This window comes from Morganella sp. Je.2.23 (genome assembly GCF_051129855.1).
GTDB lineage: Bacteria > Pseudomonadota > Gammaproteobacteria > Enterobacterales > Enterobacteriaceae > Morganella > Morganella sibonii.
The window spans coordinates 289,025-307,458 of record NZ_JBCPSQ010000003.1; the positions used below are offsets into that span (position 1 = coordinate 289,025).

Here is an 18,434-nt window from a genome sequence, read left to right on the forward strand (position 1 = left end):
TGATATGGTAATAAAGGATAGGTAATGCTACAGATTACATTATTACTCTTCGGTGCCGAATTTATCAGAGGGAAAGCTCATTACCTCTGGGGGCTGGGCCTCCTCTGGGGTTTGATGGGTATATTTATTTTTATTGATGGTCTTGATGGTATTCTTTTTTTTCCGATACATTTGTTTGGCTTTTTATTATTACTTGAAAGTCTGATTACATTATGTGTCGCTTCAGGCAGTATAGGGACACAAAAAACGATACTTTTCTTTAAAGGCGGTCTGTTTTTATTCTGTGCATTGGTTATCTTAATTAATCAGACATATAGTAATGTATTACTATCGGCAATGTTTGGTTTTATTTTTTTCGTTACCGGGTTATTTGTTGTTGCATCAGCCTGGATTATTCGTTTTCCGGGATGGAAATTAATCCTGTTGTGGGGGGGAACAGAAATCCTGTTTGCCTTTTTTCTGTTTACCCATCACCAGGCGACCATTTCCTTTTTTATCGGATTTTTAATGATAGGGAGTGGTTTTGGATGCCTGAAGATAGCATTCCGGGCTCGTCATATTCAGCGGGGAACATCCGTATTTGAATTGATGAGGCCTTCACCGGTATCATTTAAGAAGAAAGGGATAGCTCTGCCAATAACGGATACGGCACAATTACCGTCTTTAAATGCAACAGCAGAGCAAGGTGCTGTTTTAACTGTTCATATCTGGACACCCGAAGGCTCCGCAAACCAGCGTCCTGTGCCACGTCCGATTATTAACCGTTATATTGCGGCGGTTGATTCCGAAGGGGTTATCTCTACAGGGCATGCATCTCTGGAGCTCCGTCCGCATCTCTATATCAGTTTATACCCGGAAGAAGATATTGATCGTTCTCCGTCAGAATTTTTCAGGTTATTAAAAGCAACTGCTGATAATAATGTTCCCGGAAGGTTTTTACCCGATTATCAAACTGAAGCATCCGAGTGGTGTGAATCTGACAGACAGATTGTTTTTAATATTTATAATCATGCTTCTTTGCTGAATTTCTGGGAAAAATATCGCCGGCATCCTGTTTATAACCTGACATACCAGAACTGTTCCAGTAGTGTTGCATATGCGCTGGAAGCCGCATTAGATGGCGTTTTGTCCATGCAAAAAAGAAGTTATTTTATGGGCGTTTTAAATGTACTTTGTATGCCGGAGTTGTGGATTGCCGCTCAAATTCGCCGGCGTGCTCTGATGATGGCATGGACCCCCGGATTAATTATGGATTATGCACGTGCTTTACGTGCTATTGTACATCCGGTTCCGGTTCCCTGGTATAAACGCTTGCTAAGGCGTTGAGTTTAATAGTAATTAAAATCCAAAGAAACGAGCGGAAGAGTCATTTTCTGAGATATTTGCCGGATAAGTTAAAGAGGTTTTTATGCTGAAAGTATACGCAATCTTAATGGTGTCTATCATCGCTGAAACAACAGCGACAACCATGATGAAGGCGTCTCATGGATTCACAAAGTTAGTACCCAGTATTATTGTAATTATCGGGTATGCTATTTCTTTTTATGGCTTATCTCAAGTTGTCAAAAGTATGAATATTGGTATCGCCTATGCGATATGGGCCGGGGCAGGGATATTTCTTGTTTCAGCCCTGTCATTTTTTATTTATAAACAAAAACTTGATTTTCCGGCATTAATTGGTCTGGGATGTATTGCACTGGGCATTATTATTATCCAGTTATTCTCTAAATCGATTACTCATTGAGTTCTGGTAGCCCTGAATTACAGGGCTGTCTGTCATTATCCGATATTGACCTCTTCAGTACCGTCAGGTTTGCCGGCATCTGAATCTGAGCAGAATAGTTTATCACTATCATCCGGATACCACGTGTGATGAACCCGTTATTGTTGTGTTGCAGGCGGTGACAGAGCGGTATCCGCGATAGGGTTTTCCGAAACTTTTCCGGGTTCTGCGGCGGCAGGGATATCCGCTGAATTACAAAAGTATCCACCGTATTTACTGGTTGGCACAGTGACCGGAAGAGCAGAGCGTCGCTAAAGGCAGATGTCCGGGTGGGAATCAGGAGGTAAAGCAGCAACATTTGTGGTCAGAATGATCAGATATCTTCTGCCGGAACCCCGGAAAGCAAAAAACCAGCCCGAAGGCTGGTTTCTTTAAATAGTGGTGCCCGGACTCGGAATCGAACCAAGGACACGGGGATTTTCAATCCCCTGCTCTACCGACTGAGCTATCCGGGCAACGAGGCGTATTAAACCCGATTCCGTTCAGGGCGTCAATATTATTTCCCTCAAATTTAATCAAGTGCCGGTTTTTTCTGCAATTTACTGAAATTTTAATCAGTGATATCCGTTTTTACGTCATAACACGTAAAATTACCGGCGGACAATTGCAGATGCTGTCCGCCGGAAAACTTAACGGCGGTAGCCTTTTTGCAGGTCGTTGACTTTACGCAGGTAATTACGGGATTCTCCGGACGGGTGTTTCGTCGTCAGGGTTTCATATACCTTACCCGGTTCCATACCGCTGATAATGCGGGCGGCCTGTTTCTTATCACTGTGGAAGACACGCAGTACGCTGCCCGCACCACCGTTATAGGCCGTAATAACCGCATAGCGTCGTGAGGTCGGGTTGCTGATCTCACCGAGATACGTATTCTGCAGAATCGCCAGGTATGCGGTCCCGGTGTCGATATTACTGGCCGGGTCAAACAGATAGCTGCGGCTTGGCACACCGGAACGGCCCTGTGATTTAAACACATCCCGCCCGGCAGTGTTCGGCATAATCTGCATCAGCCCCAGTGCATCTGAGCGGCTGACCGCATACGGGTTAAAGCTGGATTCTGTCTGCATAATCGCGAGGATCAGCGACTCTTCCACGCCGTATTTGGCCGATGCCTGACGGATAAGCGGCAGATATTTATGAGCGCGCTGATCCAGGTGGTTCGGCACCAGTTTCAGCGTGATATAGGTAATCATCTGTGAGCCGGACTGGCGGCGCTGCAGACGGTTGGTGACGAGGTAATCCGCAAATTTGGTGGCGCGCCATTCCCAGCGGATCGGCTGCCCGGTATTATCCAGTACCTGACCGAACAGGAACGGCTCTTTACTGATGGTGACATCGTTGGCATCTGAATAGAGGTCAACCGACCCCGGATCTTCCCCCATCAGCAGAGTATTGATAATCGCCTGACGCAGATGAGCTTCCGGTTCAACACCTGCCAGAGTTTCAATCGTAACGGTACCGGCGTCAAAGTTGATATGGGAGCGGGTGTAGTACTGATCGGTATATTTGACGTAATCTTTCGGACCGGCGATCAGAACCTCTTTCATACCCCAGATATTTTCAATGTTATGGGCAAACTGGCCCATCAGAATATCAAATCCGTTGGTATCCTTAACATATTCAAGACGGTAATCCGTCTGTTTCTGTGAACCGCTGCAGGAAACCAGCAGCGGCGCAATAATGATCAGTGCAGCAAGTTTTTTCATGGGTATAAATACGGGCAGCCGGGAACAGATACAACATCAGAGCCGGAAAAAGGCTCTGATGACAGGATTATTTTTCAGGCGGAGTATAGCCTTCAATATGGATATCGTGGCCTTCAAACAGGAATTTTATCATCTCCTGTTCGAGCAGTTTGCGATCATCCGGGTTCATGGTGCTGAGTTTTTTCTCGTTGATCAGCATGGTCTGCTTGGACATCCACTGCTGCCAGGCTTCTTTGGAAATTTCATTAAAAATACGTTTGCCTAATTCACCCGGATAAAGCTGAAAATCCTGGCCGTCGGCATCACGCTGAAGAAAGGTACAAAAAATTGTTCTGCTCATGTAACATCCTCAAAAATAGGGGCTTTACCCGATTTGCTTAAGCAAGGTTTCCACCGGGGCGGCCAGGCCGATCGCCGGCGGATTTTGGCTGTTATACCAAATCCCGTCGCTGTCGTCATGGACTGCTGTGCGATCAGTGACGTTTGCAGCCACGGGCACAATATCCAGATGAAAATGGCTGAATGTGTGACGGAAGGCAATCAGCTGCTGTAAGGGGGAGTGACTGATACGGCGTTGTGCCAGCCAGTTGTGCATCGCATCTTCCGTTTCAAACTGCGGAAAACTGTACAATCCGCCCCAGATCCCTTTCGCCGGTCGTTTTTCCAGCCAGATTTCATTATCATGCTGAATGATAAGAAAGTAAGCTGTTTTTTCCGGAATGGATTGTTTCGGTTTTTTGCCGGGATAGGCTGACGGATTGTGTTCTGCATACGCAATACAGCCGGATTGCAGCGGACACAAATCACACTTGGGTTTGCTGCGCGTGCAGACCATCGCCCCCAGATCCATCATCGCCTGATTAAAATACTGTACGCCGTCTGCGGGGGTGACTTCTTCCGCAATTTTCCAGAGGCGGTTTTCCACCTCTTTTTTACCCGGCCAGCCGCTGATTGCGTAACAGCGTGCCAGCACCCGTTTGACATTGCCGTCCAGAATCGGGAAATGCTGATTCTGAGAAAGTGACAGAATTGCACCTGCGGTTGAACGTCCGACACCGGGCAGGGCAACCACATCCTCAAACGTGACCGGAAACTGTCCGCCAAACTCAGAGGCAATTGTCTGCGCTGCTTTGTGCAGATTGCGGGCGCGGGCGTAATAGCCGAGCCCGGTCCATAAATGCAGGACTTCATCCAGCGGCGCGGCGGCCAGATCGGTCACGGCCGGAAACCGTTCAATGAAGCGGTTAAAATAAGGAATAACCGTTGCCACCTGAGTCTGCTGCAACATCACTTCAGAGAGCCAGACATGGTAAGGCGTTTTCTCCTGCTGCCAGGGAAGGTTTTTTCTGCCGTAACGGTGATACCACGTCAGAACGGATTGCGAAAATTGCTGTGCTTCCATGAGAATAAAATAATAATTGAATAGTTTTAATTGACGGGAATTCCAGCACACTGTTTTGCGACTGTAAACCAACTTTTACCTGAAATTGTGCGAAAGGGGATGATTAACCGGTGCGAAGTCGGTTGTCTCTTGCTAAACTTGCCGCACTTTGCGTGTGTCAGCGCAGCGCAGCCCGTTGTGCCGGACACATTATGATTTATTTTTGCCGGGATACTGACAGCAAACCTTATGATCAACAATGTAATTTCGCCGGAATTTAATGAAGACGGCAGAGCCATGCGCCGCGTCCGCAGTTTTGTGCGGCGTCAGGGACGGCTGACCAAACGTCAGGAAGATGCCCTGACTGACCTGTGGCCGTCAGCGGGTGTGGATTTTATCCCGGAACGGCTGGATTTTACCGCGCTGTTCGGGCGTGATGCGCCGGTCACACTGGAAATCGGCTTCGGCATGGGCACCTCCCTGGTGGAGATGGCAAAACAGAATCCGGATAAAAATTATCTGGGAATTGAAGTTCATGCCCCGGGTGTCGGCGCCTGTCTGGCAGATGCACAGGAGGCCGGGGTGACGAATCTTCGGGTCATGTGCCATGATGCCATCGAAGTGCTGGATAAAATGATCCCAGATAACAGCCTGCATATGGTGCAGCTGTTTTTCCCCGATCCGTGGCATAAGGCCCGTCACAATAAGCGGCGTATTGTTCAGCTGCCGTTTGCGGAAAAATTACGGACAAAACTGGCGCAGGGCGGTATCTTCCATATGGCGACAGACTGGCAGCCGTATGCGGAGCACATGCTTGAGGTAATGACTCAGGCGCCGGGTTACCGTAATCTGTCAGCCACACAGGATTATGTACCGCGTCCGGATACCCGGCCGGTCACGAAGTTTGAAAAACGCGGCCATCGCTTAGGCCATGGCGTCTGGGATCTGATGTTTGAGAGGATGGAATAATGGCAACACAACGTAGTCGTCGTTTACGGAAAAAAATGCGTATTGATGAGTTCCGCGAACTCGGTTTTTCCTTCAAATGGGATTTCCCGGAAGGCACTGATGTGGACACTATTGACCGCACGGTTGATCAGCTGGTTGAGGAAGTGATTGAGCCGAACGGCCTGGCGCTTGATGCCAGCGGTTACCTGAGCTGGGAAGCGATGGTCTGCTTACAGAAAATCGGTGAATGTACCGATGAGCACCGCAAGCTGGTGGGTGACTGGCTGAAAGCCAAAGGAATGCAGAACATTCAGATGTCTGAACTGTTCGACATCTGGTGGGACTGAGATTAATTATTTACCACGCTAATTATTAATAAGGGCACCCGTTCAGGTGCCCTTATCTCTCTCCGGCATCCGGGTTTCCGGGCGTCGTGTTTTGGAGTAACGTTTTGGAGTAACAACGTTGACCACACACTTTAGTAATGAACTGCTGGACGATATCTTACACCGTGTCCGGCCGCTGATTGGCTCCGGTAAAGTGGCGGATTATATTCCGGCGCTGGCAGAAGTCTCTCCGGACCGGCTGGGAATAGCGGTTTGTACCGTGGACGGGGAGATTTTTTCCGCCGGCGATGCGTATCAGCGCTTTTCAGTGCAGTCCATTTCCAAAGTGCTTAGTCTGACACTCGCGATGACGCGTTATAAAGAATCCGAGATTTGGTCGCGGGTCGGAAAAGAGCCGTCCGGCCTGCCGTTTAACTCGCTGGTTTTACTGGAGATGGAAAAAGGCATTCCGCGTAATCCCTTTATTAATGCAGGGGCGATTATTATCGCGGATATGCTGCAGTCACGCCTCAGCGCGCCGCGCCAGCGGATGCTGGAGTTTGTCCGTAAACTGACCGGCAGTCATGATATTACCTATGATTTGCAGGTGGCACGCTCTGAACTGGAGCACGGCAGCCGCAATGCGGCTATCGCTTTTCTGATGAAATCCTTCGGCAATTTTGAGAATAATGTACTGACTGTGCTGGAGAACTATTTTCACTATTGCGCACTCTCAATGAACTGTGCTGAACTGGCAACCTGTTTTGCTTATCTGGCCAACGGCGGTGTGCCGCTGGGCGGCCGCGAGCCGGTGATCACGCCGTTACAGTCACGGCAGATAAACGCCCTGATGCTGACCTGCGGTATGTACGACGGCTCGGGAGAGTTTGCTTACCGGATAGGTATGCCCGGCAAATCCGGGGTCGGCGGCGGGATCGTCTGTGTGGTGCCTGGTGAGTTCTCTGTGGTGGTCTGGTCACCGGAACTGGATGATTCAGGGAACTCTTTGGCCGGTTGCGCTGCCTTAGAAATGTTATCTGCAAAAATCGGGCGTTCTATTTTCTGAACCCGCCGGGTTCAGCGCCCTCTGTCTGAGAATCAGGAGTGTTTATGTTACGTAAATGGATTGCCGTTCTGAGTCTGGGTGCCGCATCGCTGGCATCTGCGGAAGGTTATCAGTGCAGTGTCACCCCGCAGGATGATTTGGTTATCACACCGGCCTATGTGCAGGTGATCGGAAAAAGCGGGGACATGAAGATCACCCCTGACGGGCAGATCACCCGCGACGGTAAATCCCTGACACTCAGCGCCGCACAAAGTGCGGATGCAAAACGCTATCAGTCGGGTGTGCGTCAGGATGTGCCGTGGATTAAACAGCAGGCGGTGAACCGGATCGGTAAATCCCGTCAGGCGGTGGACAAAGTGCTGATCAAAGAAATGGGGCAGGACAGCAAACTGCGCGGCCATCTGACAACCCTGGAAGCAGATCTGAATAAACAGGTTGACCGGATTATTGAAACCCGCCCGGATGGTTACGCATTCCATCATCAGGCGATTAAACAGGTGGAGCAGGACGGACGTGCGCAAATTCAGCAGCGTCTCGGTGGTATGCTCCAGGATGCGATTAATGAAATCGGCCGTAAACAACTGCTTGCCGGGCTGACCGGCGATAAAAGCGCTGCCGGTGCGGCACTGAGCGGGCTGGACGGATTACAGAAATCCTTACAGCAGGCAGTGCGTGAACAGGAAGATGATTTTAAACAGTTCAGCAAACAGGTATGCGGTAAAGTGACGACGCTGGAACAGCAGCGTATTCAGCTGGTTAATTCCCTTAAGTAATATAAGGTTACCGGTACATTATGTGCCGGTAACTGTTTTTTTAGCCGATCAGGTTCAAATAAATAGTAATTGTTATGATAATGATTCTTATTTGATTGACTTGTTTCCGCTTCTGCCTAGAATGAACTGCGACGTTAAACGCATTTAATCAGGCAGGAACATGAAAAAGATCATTCCGTTAGTGTTAATTCCGTTTTTAGGCTTTGCCTCCGCTTCCGCGCTGGCTGACTCCGCGCCGAAATATACCCCGAATCATATTGCCGTTGCGGCGGATAAAAGCCCGCAACTGACCATCGAACATCAGTCCGGCTCCGCAAAAGTGGCACAAAAGCCATCGCGCGTGGTGCTGTTTGATTTTGGTGTGTACGACACCATGAATAAACTGGGACTGGCTGATAATGTTGTCGCACTGCCGCTGGGTAATCTGCCGTCATACCTGAAAGGGCAGGTGGACAGCAAAGTTGCTGATGCGGGCGGAATGAAAACCCCGGATCTGGCAAAAATTGCGGAACTGAAACCGGATCTGATTGTGATCACCGGCCGTCAGGGTAAATCATTTGATGAACTGAACAAAATCGCACCGACAGTCAACCTCGGCACCGGTGGTGATGATTATCTGGCAGCGGCAGAGGCCAATATTACTCTGATCGGTCAGCTTTATGATATTGAGAAGAAAGCCGCAGAAGAACTGGCCACGCTGAATAAAACCATCGCTCAGGCTCAGGAAAAAGCGGCAAAATCCGGTAAAAAAGTGCTGGTGATGCTGCACAATGACGGTAAATTATTCCCGAATAAACAGCCGGTTGTTTATCAGGTCGTAAAAGCGGCATCTGTTGATGTGCCGGTTGAGCCGAATGCAGAGAAAGGCAAGCGTCCGCTGGTAACACCGGAAATGGTGGCAGAGCTGAATCCGGACGTGATTCTGGTCATTGACCGCAGTGCGGCGATCGGCGCAGGACAGTGGGATAAAGCGGCATTTGAAACCGATGGCGTGAAAAAGACCAATGCCTTTAAAAATGACAAAATCATCGTGTTACAGCCGGATCTCTGGTATCTCTCCGGCGGCGGGCTGGACAGTCTGAATCGTCAGGTTCAGGCCGTGGAAAGCGCGCTGTAATTAGCTGATTTATCTGAATAATAAAACCCGGACGTGAAAGCGGCCGGGTTTTTTGTTTTATAAAAACCGTTCGAGCAGGGTATTGAGGAATAACTTACCGTGTTCGGTTATCTGCCAGTGGGTTTCGGTTTCAGAAATCTCTCCGGCGTTGAGTGCCGCCTCAATCTGCGGGCGAACCACGGATTCCGGCAGACCGGTATAATCGGTGAAATCACAGCGCGGCATGGCTTCCAGTAACCGGAACCGGTTCATAAAGAACTCAAACGGCCGGTCTTCTGCCGCCACTTCATTTTGCTGATCAAGATAGCGTCCGGCCATATATCCGCGCGGATGTTTGGTTTTGACTGTCCGCAGAATGCGGCCGTCAGCAAATGAAATTTTGCCGTGCGCACCACAGCCGATCCCGAGGTAATCCCCGAAACGCCAGTAGTTGAGGTTATGCTGACACTGAAATCCCGGTTTGGCATACGCGGAGGTTTCATATTGCACATAACCAGCCTGTGTCAGTAACTGATGACCCTGAGAAAAAATATCCCACAGCAGGTCATCATCCGGCAGTACCGGCGGGCGGGAGCCAAAACTGGTGTTCGGCTCAATCGTCAGCTGATACCAGGAAAGGTGCGGCGGCGCGAGTTCAATAGCCTGGCGCAAATCGCTGAGTGCTTCGCCGAGATGCTGTTCCGGCAGCCCGTGCATCAGGTCGAGGTTAAAGCTGCGCAGTCCGAGTGTGGCCGCCAGTCGTGCCGCCCGTTTGGCTTCTCCGGCATCGTGAATACGCCCGAGGCGGATCAGTTTGTCATCGCCGAAGCTCTGCACACCAATGGAAATACGGTTGATACCGGCTTTCTGGTAGCCGCTGAAACGATCGGCTTCCACGGTGCCGGGGTTGGCCTCCATGGTCACTTCCGCATCTGCCGCGACAGGGATACGGGCACGCACACCGTCCATCAGTGTCTGCATGGCTTCCGCACTCAGCAGGCTGGGGGTGCCGCCGCCGATAAAGATAGTGCGGATTTCCCGCCCGGCCACCAGCGGCAGATCGGCATCCAGGTCAGCCAGCAGATGTGCCACATAATCATCATGCGGCACTTCACCTTTCAGCGCGTGAGAGTTGAAATCACAGTAAGGGCACTTCTGAACACACCACGGAATATGAATATACAGACTGAGCGGGGGAAGCTTACCCATTACGCAGGGCTTCCGACAGCAGTGCCAGCGCTTTGCCGCGGTGAGACATGGCCTGTTTTTCTTCCGGGCGCAGTTGTGCGGCGGTTTTATTCAGTTCAGGTAACCAGAAGACCGGATCATAACCGAAGCCACCGTCACCCTGAGCCTGCTCTGCGATCACACCGGCCCAGCGGCCGTGGCAGATGATCGGCGTCGGATCATTTTCGTGACGCATATAAACCAGCACGCAGTTGAAGTGCGCCTGACGCTGTTCCGCCGGAACGCCGTCAAGGGCAGCCAGCAGTTTCACGATATTGCCACCGTCGTTACCGTCAGTACCGGCATAACGGGCGGAGTAGATCCCCGGTGCGCCGCCGAGGTAATCGACGGAAATCCCGGAGTCATCAGCAATGGCCGGTAAACCGGTGACTTTCGCCGCGTGACGCGCTTTGATAATGGCATTTTCGACGAATGTCAGGCCGGTTTCTTCAACGGAGCCGACACCCAGTTCGGTCTGTGCCACCACATCCATACCGGCATCGGCCAGCAGTGAGGCCATTTCGCGGACTTTTCCGGCATTACCGGTAGCTAAAACAATTTTTCGGGTCATATCTGAACCTGATTATAAAAATATCCACTGAACAATATCGTTATAGAGATAGCCCAGCGCATAAAGAATAAAAATAACAATCATTGCAGAGAAATCAATGCCGCCCATCGGCGGAATGATACGGCGGAACGGTGACATCAGCGGCTCAGTCAGCTGCATCAGTACATAATCCACCGGGTTGCGGCCCTGGCTGAACCAGCTGAGCAGCGCGCGGGCGAGGATCACCCAGAATACTGTCATCCCTGCAAGATAGAGAAGATTGAAGAAAGCAACTAACAGCATCAGTCCGCCGAGCTGGCCCTGAAAACCGGCCAGGAACCACGGAAAGAGCAGTTTCAGCAGCACAGCGACATAGGCCACCAGCACCGAGGCCGTATCAATCGGGCCGATAGCCGGAATAATACGGCGCAGCGGACGGACAACCGGCTGTGTGGCTTTCACAACAAACTGGGCAAACGGATTATAAAAGTCCGCGCGCGCCCATTGCATCCAGACACGCAGCAGTAAAATCGTGGCATAGGCATGCAGGAGCGTGGTGACAACAAAATTCAGTGTTTGCATCGGTGAAATCCTTAACAGAAAACAAATTAACCGGTTTGTGATAACGCACTAAGGTACAGGAAGGTCATGATACAGAATGATCAGGATACAGAATAGTTACGCGCACCGAAAATTGCAGTACCGATACGCACCATGGTCGATCCGCAGGTGATGGCAGCGTCCATATCGTCAGTCATACCCATCGATAACGTATCCGCCTGCGGGTATTTAACCTGCAGTTCGCGGAAAGCCGTTTCCATCTGACGGAAAACCGCGCACTGGCGCTCCGGGTCTGTTTCCGGTGCCGGGATTGCCATCAGCCCGCGCAGGCAGACGTTCGGCAGGGCTGCAACCTGTTCTGCCAGTACCGGTAACTCTGCGAGGGTAATACCGGACTTGCTGTTTTCATCACTGATATTGATCTGGATAAGCACATTCAGCGGTGCTTTGTCCGCCGGGCGCTGGTCACTCAGGCGTTGTGCGATTTTCAGCCGGTCGACAGTGTGGCACCAGTCAAAGTGCTCAGCGACCAGACGACTCTTATTCGATTGTAACGGGCCGATAAAATGCCATTCGAGGCTGGTGTTACCGGAGAAATACTGAATTTTCTCAACACCTTCCTGCACGTAATTTTCACCAAAGCGGTTTTGTCCGGCTGCTATCGCTTCTTCGAGCGCGCTCACAGGTTTGGTTTTACTGACGGCAAGTAAGGTCACTGTGTGTGGATCGCGGCCGCATTTTTGCGCCGCAGCGGTTATACGTTCTCTGATTTCTGTCAGATTGTCTTTTATTGGTTTCATGATGATCCGGGAGATAACCTAATGAATATGGATAATTTAATCGCCCTTAGTGTAAAGCATAATGCATCCGATCTGCACCTTTGTGTTGGCCGGGTGCCGGTATTACGGGTGGATGGAGAGCTTTTTTCTCAGACACACTGTGCGGCGGTGACGGAAGACGCACTGCGCGACTGGGTAAAGACGATCCTCGACCAGGCAAATTACCACAGATTGATGACAAAAGGGCAGGCCGATCTTGCGTTGTTTATCCGCGATCAACCTTTGCGGGCGAATATTTTTATGGCAGGGGGATTACTGAACGCTGCACTGCGGCTGATCAGTCCGGTTGTTCCTTCTCTGGAGGACATCCTGGCGCCGCCGGTTTTTGCCGGACTGCTGTCAAAGACACAAAGCGGGCTGATTCTTGTGACCGGCGCGACGGGAAGCGGAAAGTCGAGCACGCTGGCGGCGCTGCTCAGCTATATCAATCAGCATTTCCGGCGGCATGTGATTACCCTGGAAGATCCGGTGGAGTTTCGTCACCGCAACAGGCAGTCGCTGATCCGCCAGCGGGAGATCGGTCGTGACTGTGAGAGTTATCAGCAGGGACTGACTGCCGCGCTGCGCCAGGACCCGGATGTGATTATGCTGGGGGAACTGCGGGATGAGGCGGCGATCCGGCTTGCCCTGACGGCGGCGGAAACCGGGCATCTGGTGCTGAGCACACTTCATACGCGCGGCGCTGTTGCGGCGATTGAGCGGCTGACGGATGCGTTCAGCGGTGCAGAGAAAAGCCGTGTGTGCAATCAGCTGGCCGGCAGTCTGGTGGCGGTGCTGAGTCAGCATCTGGTGGCAAAACAAGGGGGCGGGCGCTGTGCATTGTTTGATGTGCTGATTAATACCCCGGCGGTGGCGAGTCTTATCCGTGATAATAAAGCGTATCAGATAGCGACCCATCAGCAGTCAGGCGCGCAGTCCGGGATGATGACAGAAGAGCAGTGCCTGCAATGGCGGCGCAGCAGAGGGGATATTGCCGGGGAAACGGGCGCGATCCCGGCATGGTAAGGGGAACGGCGCGCCCGGCGTGCGGGATAATCAGCCGTAAAGCTGTTCAAACCAGCTTTCGAGGATAATCACGGCAGAGGCGGAGTCCACCTTATCTTTGCCGAGCGCACGGTAACCGCCGTCTGCAAACAAATTAGCGCGGGCTTCCACCGTACTGAGGCGCTCGTCGTGGAGTTCCGCGCGAATGCCGAAACGGCCGTGCAGGCGGTTGGCAAACTTTTTCGCCTGATTCGTTACCAGCTGCGGTGTGCCGTCCATATTGAGCGGCAGACCGACAACCACATAATCCGGCTGCCATTCACGGAATACCGCCGCTATCAGCTCCCAGTCGGGAATACCCTCACGGGCTTTCAGTGCAGCCAGCGGGCGGGCGGTACCGGTGATGGTCTGACCGACGGCCACACCAATGCTTTTGGTGCCGAAGTCAAAGGCAATAACAGTATTGCTGCTCATTATGCGTGTCCGGCCTGTTGCGCGATGGTGTAAATATTGACGCCGATACCGGCAGCCGCTTCACGCCAGCGGTCGGGCATCGGTGTGCGGAACAGCAGACGCTGACTGGCATCAGCCACCAGCCAGCTGTTTTCCATAATTTCCCGCTCCAGCTGACCAGCTGTCCAGCTTGAGTAACCGAGCGTCATCAGGTAATGCTCCGGCTGCTCTGCGGTTCCCAGCGTTTCCAGCACGTCTTTCGACGTGGTCAGAAACAGATCATCCGTCAGCCGGGTGCTGGCGGCATATTTTTTATCACCGGAATGCAGCACGAAACCGTGTTCTTCAGACACCGGGCCGCCGACCAGAACCGGCTTTTCCAGCGACTGATTTTCATCACGGATATCCGGCGATATTTTCAGTTTCTGCAGAATTTTACCGACGGAAAGCTGTTCGATGGGTTTGTTGATCACCAGTCCCATCGCCCCGTTTTCATTGTGTTCACACAGATACACAACTGAACGCGCAAAATACGGATCATCCAGTGAAGGCATGGCAATGAGAATATGATGTTGTAAGTTCATAACCTTCTTTTCAGTCTGCCCGCAGAGCGGATAATACCGTCTGCGGGTGTGAGTGTACGGACACAGCGCCTGCTGTTACCGGCCGAGACGTTTTTCAATGGCATCCATCAGCATGCCGGTGACAGAAACATCCGGTTGTGCGGCTTCAATTTCGCGGGCACAGGTCGGGCTGGTTACGTTGATTTCAGTCAGGCGGTCGCCGATCACATCGAGGCCGACAAAAATCAGACCTTTTTCTTTGAGGACCGGTGCCACGCTGCGGGCAATAGCCCAATCGCTTTCGCTCAGCGGACGTACTTCACCGTGACCACCGGCAGCGAGGTTACCGCGCGTTTCACCTTTGGCCGGTATCCGGGCCAGGCAGTAAGGTACAGGTTCACCGTCCACCACGAGGATACGTTTGTCACCGTCTTTAATGGCAGGCAGGAAGTTTTGTGCCATACAGAACGTATGACCGTGATTGGTCAGCGTTTCGATAATGACACCGACGTTAGGATCATCCTGTTTCAGACGGAAAATCGAGGCACCGCCCATACCGTCGAGTGGTTTGAAAATCACATCACCGTGTTTCTGATGGAATTCACGCAGGCGCTGTGCACTGCGGGTAACCAGGGTGTCCGGGGTCAGATCAGCAAACCAGGCGGTGAACAGTTTTTCGTTACAGTCGCGCAGGCTCTGTGGTTTGTTGACAATCAGGGAACCGGCGCTTTCCGCCCGCTCCAGAATATAAGTGGCATAAATGAATTCAGTATCAAACGGCGGATCTTTGCGCATCAGGATAACATTCAGCGTTCCCAGGGCGATATCCTGTTCGCTGCCGAACTGATACCAGCCTGCCGGATCTTCTTTTACTGTCAGTGTGCGGGTACGGGCACGGGCAACGCCCTGATGCAGGTAGAGGTCATTCATTTCCATATAATGGATTTCATAACCACGGCGCTGTGCTTCGAGCAGCATCGCGAAACTGGTGTCTTTTTTGATTTTGATGGAATCGATAGGATCCATCACAATACCGAGCTTGATCATTTTTTCTCCTTAACCCAGATCGCCGAAACGCACCTGCAATGCGGTGATTGCAGTGAGCGCGGTAGTTTCTGTGCGTAATACACGCGGCCCTAATAATATGTCGGTAAACTGATGACCGGCAGTCATCGCGATTTCCTCTGCTGACAGCCCGCCTTCCGGACCAATCAGTAACCGCACTTTAGCGGTTTCTGCCGGCAGTGTATTGATACTTTGTGAGGCACGCGGATGTAAATTTATCTTCAGTGCATCATCCGTTTCCGCACACCATGCTTCCAGGGATTGCACCGGGCGGATCTCCGGAATCACATTACGTCCGCACTGCTCGCAGGCGGCGATGGCAATTTTCTGCCACTGCTGCTGTTTTTTATCCAGCCGTTCACCATCCAGTTTAACACCACAGCGCTCAGAGATCAGGGGGGTAATAATCTGAACACCCAGCTCAACCGATTTCTGGATGGTAAATTCCATTTTTTCACCGCGTGACATCACTTGTCCGAGGTGGATGGCCAGCGGGGATTCACGGTTGTCGTCCTGTTCATCAGCGATACGGACAGTCACACTTTTTTTACTGATACCGGCAATTTCGGCATTAAAAATCCGGTTGGTGCCGTTAAACAGGATCAGGGAGTAACCGGTTTTCATCCGGAGCACACGGGCAACATGGTTGGCGCCGTCATCGGTCAGTTCAGTCACCATGCCGGGGGTTAAAGTGCCGGGGTGATAAATGCGCGGGATCCGCATGAAAATATCCTTTTCGTTCTGCCGGCACGCCGCCGGTTTATATATATTGCCCCATGATAATAGAGGGGGGAATCTCACTGCAAGCATCAGCCGGGATCAACACCGCCCGCAAGGGCTGTCAATATTGCGTGATGACCCGAAAAAAAATGTAATTCAGCTGTAATCAGGGAAAAAAACGTGTCTTTACCGGGGCGGTCAGGCAGGCTGCGGATATCGCAACAGGGAACGCAGCGGAGGACACATGGACTGGCTGATTATGATTATCTGGGGAGTCGTTTTACCGTTGCCGGTAAAAGCCGGGACGGAATATATTCTGCGGCAGTATTATCAGTATCCGCAACGGTTATCCGGCTGTCGTGTGTATCTGCACTGCCTGTTGTCCGGCATCTTTATTGTATTCTGGTCTGACGGGCAGGGCGTATCTGTTCTGTTTCTGACACTGCTGTTTTTATGCCTGGTGATGCTGTTTCATATCGATAATGCGGTGTTTTATCTGCCGGATAAGCTGGTGTTTCCGGTACTGTGGGCCGGGTTGCTGTTTCAGAATGAGGTACAACTTGTGACGATTTCTTCCGCACTGTACGGAGTGATCGGCGGTTTTTTTCTGCTCTGGTTTGTGGCGGAGGGTTATGCATGGTGCCGTAAAAAAAGCGGGCTGGGGCGGCGGGGATATCAAACTGTTTTCAGCAACGGGTGCCTGGGTGGGAGCGGAACAGCTCGCACTGCTGCTGATGCTGGCATGTGTATCCGCGCTGGTGGTGTACGGGCTTCACTATTTCCGTCACCGCTATAATCATCTCCCGCCATGCAGCCCGGGTATTATTGCCTTCGGGCCACATTTAATTGCGGGGATGATTATGGTGATGGGACTGATGTCAGTCAGTCGTTTTCAGTAACGGGATAAGCCTTTCCCAATGTGATTCCGCACCCAGTACCGCCTGGTTAGGAATATGCTGAAATACGCCGTCTTCTTCCAGCAGCAGTGTCGGGAAGCCGCCGGTCGGGTTATGGACAAATAACTGACGGCTCTCACTGATATGCTGCTCAGTATTATCAGACTGAATATCGCTGATCCCCAGCTTATCCGCCAGCTTGCGCAGGGTATCGCGGTTAAGCGGCAGCCCGTCCTGATAATACGCTTTCTGGCAGGCATCCAGCATGTCAATGCCTTTACCTGACTGTGCCTGCGCGCTGAGAATGGCGGCAATCGGCGGAACAGAATCCATCACCCACTCCTGATTTTTCAGCAGGGTGTAAAAGGCATCGGTAAATGGCTGTCCGGTCATCTGAGTGATGCGCTGATTATGGCTGCGGATCATGTCCCGCATACTGTCATCCGCCGGGCGGCGTTGTGAACCGGTGATCATCCCGCCGCCGTGCAGGGCGATGGTTACGCCCTGTTTATGTGCGGCCTGAATAAACGGCGCGATACCATAACACCAGCCGCAGAGCGGATCATAAATATAGTGCAGCGTTTTTACTGACATCATGTTTTCCTTAAATCAGATTACTGCGGCCAGCGCATTTCGCCTTTGAGCACTTTGGCGCTCAGTTCCAGGCTGGATTCATCTGCCAGAGCCGGGTAAGCCGCTTTCAGTGTGCTGATCATCTGCTGTGAGTCCCTGCTCTCTTTCAGCGCGGTTTCCGCGCGGGTCAGATAATCTGCGGTAAAGGTAATGGCAGCCGGTGAAAAATGGCTGTTACCGGTGTAATGGCCGGGTACCACGGTGGCCGGTTTTTTGTCCTGCATACTTTTCAGTGACTGCTGCCAGTACTGACGGGATTCCGGGGTCCGGGTATCAGCCAGCCAGACATGGATATTTTCTGACACCAGCACGCCGCCCATCACGGCAGACAGTGACGGTACCCACACATAACTGCGTTCCGGTGCCGGGCTGTCCAGTCCTTCAATCAGGATACTTTCCCCTTCCAGCATAATGCGGTTGCCCTCTAACGGCTCCGGCACAATGATACTCTGCGGGGCATTCTCTTTCAGTACCGGTCCCCAGTAAGCCAGTTTACCGTCTTTGCTCTCTTTGATCAGCGCGACAGTTTGCGGAGTGGCGACAATTTTAGCCTGCGGGAAGGCTTTTTTCAGTTCATCCAGTCCGAAATAGAAATCCGGATCAGAGTGGCTGATATAAATGGTGGTCAGTGTTTTGCCGGTCGCACGGATTTTATCCGCCAGTACCTGAGCATCATCTTTCTGAAACTGAGCATCAATCAGAACCACCTCATTTTTGCCGCTGATGATCTCTGAAGAGACCGGGAAGATACTTTTTTCGCCCGGGTTATACACTTCCAGAGAGAGTGGTGCGGCAGCAGTGATAAAAGAAGCACTCATCAGTGCGCTGAATACCAGAGAAGTACGAATTGCAGAAGTCATAGTG

Annotated in this window: 21 protein-coding genes, 1 tRNA gene and 2 pseudogenes; 10 read left to right on the plus strand and 14 right to left on the minus strand. The window is 51.6% G+C overall.

Features of this window, described 5'->3' with window-relative positions:
- The first annotated feature begins 24 nt into the window (after positions 1-24).
- The 3 genes and pseudogenes from AAZR23_RS13550 to AAZR23_RS13560 all read left to right on the plus strand — a co-directional run.
- Entirely contained in the window at positions 25-1,326 is a 1,302-nt protein-coding gene (locus AAZR23_RS13550; RefSeq protein ID WP_166707151.1) for an HdeD family acid-resistance protein, read from the plus strand.
- Positions 1,327-1,411: 85 nt separating this feature from the next.
- Complete coding sequence (locus AAZR23_RS13555; RefSeq protein WP_072125160.1) at positions 1,412-1,744, plus strand: DMT family transporter; 333 nt, start codon at positions 1,412-1,414, stop codon at positions 1,742-1,744.
- A 52-nt stretch (positions 1,745-1,796) separates the two neighbouring features.
- A pseudogene (locus tag AAZR23_RS13560) lies at positions 1,797-2,006 on the plus strand (IS3 family transposase); the annotation flags it as partial.
- Positions 2,007-2,162: 156 nt separating this feature from the next.
- Here AAZR23_RS13560 and AAZR23_RS13565 read toward each other — a convergent pair.
- The 4 genes from AAZR23_RS13565 to mutY form a co-directional block, all read right to left on the minus strand.
- Positions 2,163-2,238 (minus strand) — tRNA-Phe (locus AAZR23_RS13565).
- A 174-nt stretch (positions 2,239-2,412) separates the two neighbouring features.
- Entirely contained in the window at positions 2,413-3,489 is a 1,077-nt protein-coding gene (gene mltC, locus AAZR23_RS13570) for a membrane-bound lytic murein transglycosylase MltC (RefSeq protein ID WP_166707152.1), read from the minus strand.
- Between the two features lie 67 nt (positions 3,490-3,556).
- Positions 3,557-3,829, minus strand: a complete 273-nt coding sequence (locus AAZR23_RS13575) for an oxidative damage protection protein (protein WP_046895172.1) — start codon at positions 3,827-3,829, stop codon at positions 3,557-3,559.
- Between the two features lie 24 nt (positions 3,830-3,853).
- Positions 3,854-4,891, minus strand: coding sequence for an A/G-specific adenine glycosylase (gene mutY / locus AAZR23_RS13580; RefSeq protein ID WP_264998112.1), 1,038 nt, complete (start codon positions 4,889-4,891; stop codon positions 3,854-3,856).
- Between the two features lie 228 nt (positions 4,892-5,119).
- Between mutY and trmB the strand changes: the two genes are divergently transcribed.
- The 5 genes from trmB (at position 5,120) to AAZR23_RS13605 (ending at position 9,100) form a co-directional block, all read left to right on the plus strand.
- A complete protein-coding gene (gene trmB, locus AAZR23_RS13585) occupies positions 5,120-5,839 on the plus strand; it encodes a tRNA (guanosine(46)-N7)-methyltransferase TrmB (protein WP_112550321.1) in 720 nt (239 codons plus the stop codon).
- Positions 5,839-6,165, plus strand: coding sequence for a YggL family protein (locus tag AAZR23_RS13590; RefSeq protein ID WP_015422519.1), 327 nt, complete (start codon positions 5,839-5,841; stop codon positions 6,163-6,165). Before trmB ends, AAZR23_RS13590 begins: the two co-directional genes overlap by 1 nt.
- Before the next feature lie 118 nt (positions 6,166-6,283).
- Entirely contained in the window at positions 6,284-7,210 is a 927-nt protein-coding gene (glsB, locus tag AAZR23_RS13595; protein WP_434693183.1) for a glutaminase B, read from the plus strand.
- 44 nt (positions 7,211-7,254) lie between these two features.
- Positions 7,255-7,983 carry a DUF2884 family protein gene (locus AAZR23_RS13600; protein ID WP_054424802.1) on the plus strand — a complete coding sequence of 243 codons (729 nt, stop codon included), beginning with the start codon at positions 7,255-7,257 and terminating at the stop codon, positions 7,981-7,983.
- 160 nt (positions 7,984-8,143) lie between these two features.
- Positions 8,144-9,100: a siderophore ABC transporter substrate-binding protein gene (locus AAZR23_RS13605; RefSeq protein ID WP_166707154.1), complete on the plus strand. Its 957-nt coding sequence runs from the start codon at positions 8,144-8,146 to the stop codon at positions 9,098-9,100.
- 57 nt (positions 9,101-9,157) lie between these two features.
- Here the strand turns inward: AAZR23_RS13605 and hemW are convergent, their stop codons facing one another.
- The 4 genes from hemW to AAZR23_RS13625 form a co-directional block, all read right to left on the minus strand.
- Positions 9,158-10,288, minus strand: a complete 1,131-nt coding sequence (gene hemW / locus AAZR23_RS13610; protein ID WP_166707155.1) for a radical SAM family heme chaperone HemW — start codon at positions 10,286-10,288, stop codon at positions 9,158-9,160.
- The gene (gene rdgB, locus AAZR23_RS13615; RefSeq protein WP_166707156.1) at positions 10,281-10,877 is read right to left on the minus strand and encodes an RdgB/HAM1 family non-canonical purine NTP pyrophosphatase; all 597 of its coding nucleotides are present in this window, start codon (positions 10,875-10,877) and stop codon (positions 10,281-10,283) included. Before rdgB ends, hemW begins: the two co-directional genes overlap by 8 nt.
- A gap of 12 nt (positions 10,878-10,889) precedes the next feature.
- Entirely contained in the window at positions 10,890-11,438 is a 549-nt protein-coding gene (locus AAZR23_RS13620; RefSeq protein ID WP_046895179.1) for a YggT family protein, read from the minus strand.
- Between the two features lie 80 nt (positions 11,439-11,518).
- On the minus strand, positions 11,519-12,217 hold the full coding sequence (locus AAZR23_RS13625) for a YggS family pyridoxal phosphate-dependent enzyme (RefSeq protein WP_434693188.1): 699 nt from the start codon (positions 12,215-12,217) through the stop codon (positions 11,519-11,521).
- 21 nt (positions 12,218-12,238) lie between these two features.
- Here AAZR23_RS13625 and AAZR23_RS13630 point away from each other — a divergent pair, with 21 nt between their 5' ends.
- The gene (locus AAZR23_RS13630; RefSeq protein WP_434693190.1) at positions 12,239-13,261 is read left to right on the plus strand and encodes a type IV pilus twitching motility protein PilT; all 1,023 of its coding nucleotides are present in this window, start codon (positions 12,239-12,241) and stop codon (positions 13,259-13,261) included.
- A gap of 30 nt (positions 13,262-13,291) precedes the next feature.
- Here AAZR23_RS13630 and ruvX read toward each other — a convergent pair whose 3' ends face one another.
- The 4 genes from ruvX to rsmE all read right to left on the minus strand — a co-directional run bounded on the left by ruvX (position 13,292) and on the right by rsmE (position 16,044).
- On the minus strand, positions 13,292-13,714 hold the full coding sequence (gene ruvX, locus AAZR23_RS13635) for a Holliday junction resolvase RuvX (RefSeq protein WP_004237826.1): 423 nt from the start codon (positions 13,712-13,714) through the stop codon (positions 13,292-13,294).
- The gene (locus tag AAZR23_RS13640) at positions 13,714-14,277 is read right to left on the minus strand and encodes a YqgE/AlgH family protein (protein WP_166707159.1); all 564 of its coding nucleotides are present in this window, start codon (positions 14,275-14,277) and stop codon (positions 13,714-13,716) included. The genes ruvX and AAZR23_RS13640 overlap by 1 nt, the downstream gene beginning before the upstream one ends.
- A gap of 75 nt (positions 14,278-14,352) precedes the next feature.
- The gene (gshB, locus tag AAZR23_RS13645) at positions 14,353-15,303 is read right to left on the minus strand and encodes a glutathione synthase (protein ID WP_032097880.1); all 951 of its coding nucleotides are present in this window, start codon (positions 15,301-15,303) and stop codon (positions 14,353-14,355) included.
- 9 nt (positions 15,304-15,312) lie between these two features.
- Positions 15,313-16,044, minus strand: coding sequence for a 16S rRNA (uracil(1498)-N(3))-methyltransferase (rsmE, locus tag AAZR23_RS13650; RefSeq protein ID WP_046895183.1), 732 nt, complete (start codon positions 16,042-16,044; stop codon positions 15,313-15,315).
- A 460-nt stretch (positions 16,045-16,504) separates the two neighbouring features.
- On the opposite strand from rsmE, the pseudogene AAZR23_RS13655 reads away from it, so the two are divergent.
- A pseudogene (locus AAZR23_RS13655) lies at positions 16,505-16,940 on the plus strand (prepilin peptidase).
- Here AAZR23_RS13655 and AAZR23_RS13660 read toward each other — a convergent pair.
- Both AAZR23_RS13660 and AAZR23_RS13665 read right to left on the minus strand, forming a co-directional pair.
- Entirely contained in the window at positions 16,920-17,534 is a 615-nt protein-coding gene (locus tag AAZR23_RS13660; RefSeq protein WP_243846718.1) for a DsbA family protein, read from the minus strand. The pseudogene AAZR23_RS13655 and the gene AAZR23_RS13660 overlap by 21 nt on opposite strands.
- Before the next feature lie 17 nt (positions 17,535-17,551).
- Positions 17,552-18,430 (minus strand): MBL fold metallo-hydrolase, encoded by an 879-nt coding sequence (locus AAZR23_RS13665; protein WP_434693196.1) that lies wholly within the window; start codon positions 18,428-18,430, stop codon positions 17,552-17,554.
- Positions 18,431-18,434 lie beyond the last annotated feature (4 nt).